The 4,889-nt window shown below is 73.0% G+C and carries 5 protein-coding genes; 1 reads left to right on the top strand and 4 read right to left on the bottom strand.

Going from position 1 to position 4,889, the window contains the following annotated elements; all coding sequences use genetic code 11:
• Positions 1 to 985 (top strand): NAD-dependent epimerase/dehydratase family protein (locus OFY01_RS15065; protein WP_266600104.1); only part of this gene is annotated, 985 nt, incomplete at its 5' end.
• A 73-nt stretch (positions 986 to 1,058) separates the two neighbouring features.
• Here the strand turns inward: OFY01_RS15065 and OFY01_RS15070 are convergent.
• The 4 genes from OFY01_RS15070 to OFY01_RS15085 form a co-directional block, all read right to left on the bottom strand.
• Positions 1,059 to 2,681: an alpha/beta hydrolase gene (locus tag OFY01_RS15070; protein WP_266600105.1), complete on the bottom strand. Its 1,623-nt coding sequence runs from the start codon at positions 2,679 to 2,681 to the stop codon at positions 1,059 to 1,061.
• 149 nt (positions 2,682 to 2,830) lie between these two features.
• A complete protein-coding gene (locus OFY01_RS15075; protein ID WP_266600106.1) occupies positions 2,831 to 3,610 on the bottom strand; it encodes an urease accessory protein UreD in 780 nt (259 codons plus the stop codon).
• A complete protein-coding gene (ureG, locus tag OFY01_RS15080) occupies positions 3,607 to 4,284 on the bottom strand; it encodes an urease accessory protein UreG (RefSeq protein WP_266600107.1) in 678 nt (225 codons plus the stop codon). The genes OFY01_RS15075 and ureG overlap by 4 nt, the downstream gene beginning before the upstream one ends.
• A 165-nt stretch (positions 4,285 to 4,449) precedes the next feature.
• A partial coding sequence (locus OFY01_RS15085; protein ID WP_323135517.1) for an urease accessory UreF family protein occupies positions 4,450 to 4,889 on the bottom strand: 440 nt, incomplete at its 5' end.

Consider the following 4,889-nt stretch of genomic DNA (forward strand, 5'->3'; position numbering starts at 1 on the left):
CGCGCTCGCGGCGGACGGTTGGGAGGTGACGGCCGCGTCACGGCGCGCGGGCCGGGACCGCGGCTGGCCCGAGGAGGTGCGTACGGCGCGGCTCGACCGGGACGACGACGCGGCGCTCGGCGCGGTCGTCGGGGACGGGGTCGACCTGATCGTGGACATGGTGGCGTTCGACGCCGCTCACGCCGGGCAACTGGCGAAGCTCGCCGACCGTGTCGGCTCGGCGGTGGTGATCTCCAGCGCGGCCGTGTACGAGGACGAGCACGGCCACGGCTTCGACACCCAGGGCGAGCCCGGGGGCGCGCCGCGCTACCCCGTCCCGCTGCCGGAGACCTGGCGTACGGTCGCGCCGGGCGAGGGTACGTACGCGACGCGCAAGGTGGCGCTCGAACGGGAGCTGCTCGCGCTCGGCGAGCGGATGCCGGTGACGCTGCTGCGGGCGGGCGCGGTGCACGGCCCGTACTCCCGGACGCCGCGCGAGTTGTACTTCGTGAAGCGGAATCTGGACGGGCGGCGCACACGGGTGCTCGCGTACGGCGGTCGGAGCCGGTTTCATCCGACGAGCGTGGCCAATGTGGCGGAGCTGGTGCGGCTGGCGGCGGCGCGGCCGGGTACGCGGGTGCTCAACGCGGCCGATCCCGACACGCCGACGGTCGCCGAGATCGGCGCCATGATCGACGCGCTGATGGGTGTGGAGAGCGAGACGGTGCTGGTCGACGGTGCGCCGCCGGCCGAGAACGTCGGGCAGACGCCGTGGTCGCTCCCGCACCCCGTGGTGTTCGGCATGGCGGCGGCGCGCAGCGAGCTGGGGTACGTGCCGGTGACGACGTACGCGGACGCGCTCGCGGGGACGGTCGAGTGGCTGACGGGACGGCTGCGCGCGGCAGAGTGGGCGGATGCCTTCCCGGCGATGGTCGCGGCGTACGGGCACGGCCTGTTCGACTACGCGGCCGAGGACGCGTGGCTCGCCGCACGGCCGACGGCATGAAGGGCGGCCCGGCTCTCGCATCGGCGGCGGGAGCCGGGCGCCCGTCTGTCCTGCCCGGTCCTGGGGACTCAGGTCACGGCGTCGGCGTCGCGTGCGGGGCGCACGTCACGTCCGAGCTGTCGAGCTTCCCGGTGAGCAGGTAGGCGTCGACACGGTCGTTGATGCAGGGGTTGGTCAGCCCCGTGACGCCGTGCGAGCCCGCGCCCTTCTCGGTGATCAGGCGGGAGCCCTTGAAGCGCTTGTGCAGTTCGACGGCGCCCTGGTACGGCGTGGCGGCGTCGCGCGTGGACTGCACGATGAGCACGGGCGGCAGGCCCCTGCCGGTCTTCACGGCGACCGGGGTCCGCTGCTTGACCGGCCATGTGGCGCACGGCAGGTTCATCCACGCGTTGTCCCACGTCATGAACGGGTACTTCTCGTTCAGACGGGTGTTGTCCTTGTCCCACTTCTTCCAGCTGGTGGGCCACTTGGCGTCGGTGCACTCGACCGCCGTGTAGACCGCGTTGCCGTTCTCGGCGGACACGTTCCCCGCGGTGTCCGACATGTCGGGGGCCGCGGCGTCGACGAGCGCCTTGGTGTCGCCGGCGGCGTACTTGCTCCAGGTCCTGGCCACCGGGGCCCACATGGAGTCGTAGTACGGCGCGTACTGGAAGTAGCCGATCAGCTCGGCCGGGCCGACCTTGCCCTGGATGGGGCTCTTCTTCGCGGCGGCGCGCAGGGCCTCCCACCGCTGCTGGACCTTGGCGCGGGTGTTCCCGAGGTGGTATGTGCCGTCGTACTTGGCGACCCAGTCCAGCCAGTCGTTCCAGCGGCGCTGGAAGGCGATGTCCTGGTTGAGGTTGGCCTGGTACCAGATGTTCCTCTTGGCCGGGTTGACGACGCTGTCGACGATCATGCGGCGGACGTGGCCCGGGAAGAGCGTTCCGTAGACGGCGCCGAGGTAGGTGCCGTAGGAGACGCCGAGGTAGTTGAGCTTCTTCTCGTGCAGCGCGGCGCGGATGACGTCCAGGTCGCGCGCGGTGTTCGGCGTGGTCATCTGGCGCAGCATGCGGGCGCCGGTGCGCTCCAGGCAGCCGTCCGCGTACTCCTTGGCGAGCTTGCGCTGGGCGAGCTTGTCGGCCTCGGTGTCCGGGACCGGGTCGGCCTTGGGGCCCTTGACGAACTCCTGCGGGTCCATGCAGGAGATGGGCGCCGAGTGGCCGACACCGCGCGGGTCGAAGCCCACGAAGTCGTAGGCCCTGGCCATGTTCTTGTACACGGCGCGCTTCTGCGTCACGCGCGTCGGGAAGTACAGGCCGGAGCCGCCGGGGCCACCCGGGTTGTAGACGAGGGAGCCCTGACGTTCGCCCTTGCCCCCGGTGTTGCCGACACGGTCGACGGCGAGCTTGATCTTCTTGCCGTACGGGTGGGCGTAGTCGATCGGGACGGTGACCCAGCCGCACTGGATCGGCTTGGCGAGGCCCCACTCGGCGGGGCATGCCTTCCAGTCGATTCCGTGCTTCCAGGCCCTGGCGGCGGCGATGGCGGCGCCGCGGGCCTCACGGTTGTGGGTGCTGGTCCCGCGGTGGTGCTGGGGCGCGGCGTGGGCGGTGGGGGCGGTGACCGCCCCGGCTATGAGGGCCGCCGCGGCTGCGGCGCCGGCGGAACCGACGACCGCCCTTCGCCTGCCGCGGCCCGTCTGTCGAGTCCGTCTCAAGTGAGGCCTCCCGCACATGGATTCGATCCATCATTCGATCGTGGAATCGATCGGTACGCGGATCGTGTCCTGTGCGGGGCGTCCGACAACAGTGATGACGGAGGTTCTTTACCAATCCGATAAACGGTGTACGACGTCCTGTTGACCGGTCAGGCCAGTCGGTGCAGCGCCACGTCCAGCGCCTTGCGCAGCGTCAGCGCGTCCGGCGCGAGGGCCGTGACCACAACGGCCGGTCCGGCGAGCGGGGTGAGCGCGCCCGTGACGGGTCCGTCGAGCACCTCGGCGGCAGGTTTGTCCGTCTCGAAACCGGGGCGTACGACGACGAGTTGGCCCAGCGCACGGTACCCGGCGAGCACCGCGGGACCGTCCCAGCCGCCCGGGGCGCCGGGCCCGAAGGCCAGCTCCTGGTCGAGCAGCGGCCGGCCCGCGCGACGCAGCGTCAGACGGCTGCCGAGGCGGCCGGGGCCCTCCCCCGCCCTGCCGAGCACCTGCTCCTCGCGCAGCACGAGGTGAGCGCCTGGCGCGAGGTCGACACGGGTGGTGACGCGCAGATCACTGCCGTCCACCGAGATCAACTGCTCGGGCAGCCAGTCGAGCCGAGCCCCGTCGCCGACGCTCAGACGCACGTCGTGGTGGGCGGGCTCCTTGTCCTGCCCCGGCAGGGCCAGGGTGGCGGCGACCGAGCCGATGTGCAGGCGCGCGCCCGGTTCCGCGCGGGCCTCGACGGAGCAGCGGTCGCCGCCGAGGGGGCCGGTCATGGCGCCGACGAGCATCACGCGGGCCTCGCCGTGCCGGGCGGCACGGGTGCGGCGCACCGCGAAGGACCCCTCGCTCTCCAGGACGGGCAACGACGTGCCGCCGCGGCCGTCGGGGCGCGCCGTGATCCTGGCGACGGAACGGACGCCCGCGCGCGCCAGGCCCGTGCTCACGCCGTCCACGCCGCGAGTTGCTCGCGCACCCAGGCCGCGACGCCGCCGACGCCGGTCTCGGAGCGCAGCGACTGCAGCACGACCGGGAGTTCGCCGCGCTGCTCCTTGGCGTCGGCGGACATCCGGGCCAGGTCGGAGCCGACGTAGGGGGCGAGGTCGGTCTTGTTGACGACGAGCAGGTCGGCGGTGGTGACGCCGGGCCCGCCCTTACGCGGGATGTCGTCGCCGCCGGCGACGTCGATGACGAAGATCTGGGCGTCGACGAGCCCCTTGGAGAAGGTGGCGGTGAGGTTGTCGCCGCCGGACTCGACGAGGATGAGGTCGAGCGGCCCCGCCTCGTCCTCGAGGTCCTCGACGGCCTCCAGGTTGGCGGAGATGTCGTCGCGGATCGCGGTGTGCGGGCAGGCGCCGGTCTCCACGGCGGCGATCCGCTCAGGCGGCAGCACGGCCTCGCTCAGCAGGAACGCGGCGTCCTCACGGGTGTAGATGTCGTTGGTGACGACGGCGAGCGAGAGTTCGTCGCGCAGCGCGCGGCACAGCGCGGCGACGGTCGCGGTCTTGCCCGATCCGACGGGCCCGCCGAGCCCGATGCGCAGGGCGCGCCGGGAGCCGTCGGGCCGGCGGGCGTCGGCGGAGACGGCGGTGGGGCCGTCGTGGGAGTGGTCGAGGTGCATGGTGATCAGGTCTCCAGGTCTGTCTACAAGGGCCATCGGCCTGTCCGGCGGTTCAGGACGAGACCGTTCGGGCCGAGAGGGCGCGTGGGGGGTCCAAATCCAAGGGCCCAAGGGTCCGAGTCCGAGGTCGAGGTCCAGGGTCGAAGTCCCCGCGGCAGGAGCGGGCTACGACGCGAACAGCCGGACGGGCCACGCCGCGTGCGCCTCCGCCCCGACCTCGAGCAGCGGCGCCGACCGGGCGGGCAGCGCGTCGACGCCTTCGTCGACGGCGCGTCTCGCCGCGTCCACGGCGTCCAGGACGACGAGGTCGAGCTCGGGCGCCAGCCGCGCCAACACTCCGGTCGCGTCGAAGGGGTCGAGGCTGAGCAGCCGCACGACCGCCGTAGCGGGTCCGCTCACCCCCTCGTACGCCGAGCAGTACGCGGCGTCATCGGCCCCGAGCCCGGCGGCGCGGGCGGCGAGCCCGAGCACCACCGGCTGGTGCGCGCCCTTGGGGAACCGCTGCGCCAGGCGGTCGAGTTCGGGGTGCGGCCAGGTGGCGCGGGCGGCTCGCATCATCTGCCGCCCGAGCCTGCGGGCGGCGAGGCGCAGCGCCGCCGACGGCG

It is taken from the genome of Streptomyces beihaiensis, from assembly GCF_026274175.1.
In the GTDB taxonomy this organism is placed as follows: Bacteria; Actinomycetota; Actinomycetes; order Streptomycetales; family Streptomycetaceae; genus Streptomyces; species Streptomyces beihaiensis.

Bases quoted from the DNA above. Each gene is read 5' to 3' on its own strand.
- ureG (WP_266600107.1), bottom strand. From the start codon at position 4,284: ATGCACCTCGACCACTCCCACGACGGCCCCACCGCCGTCTCCGCCGAC.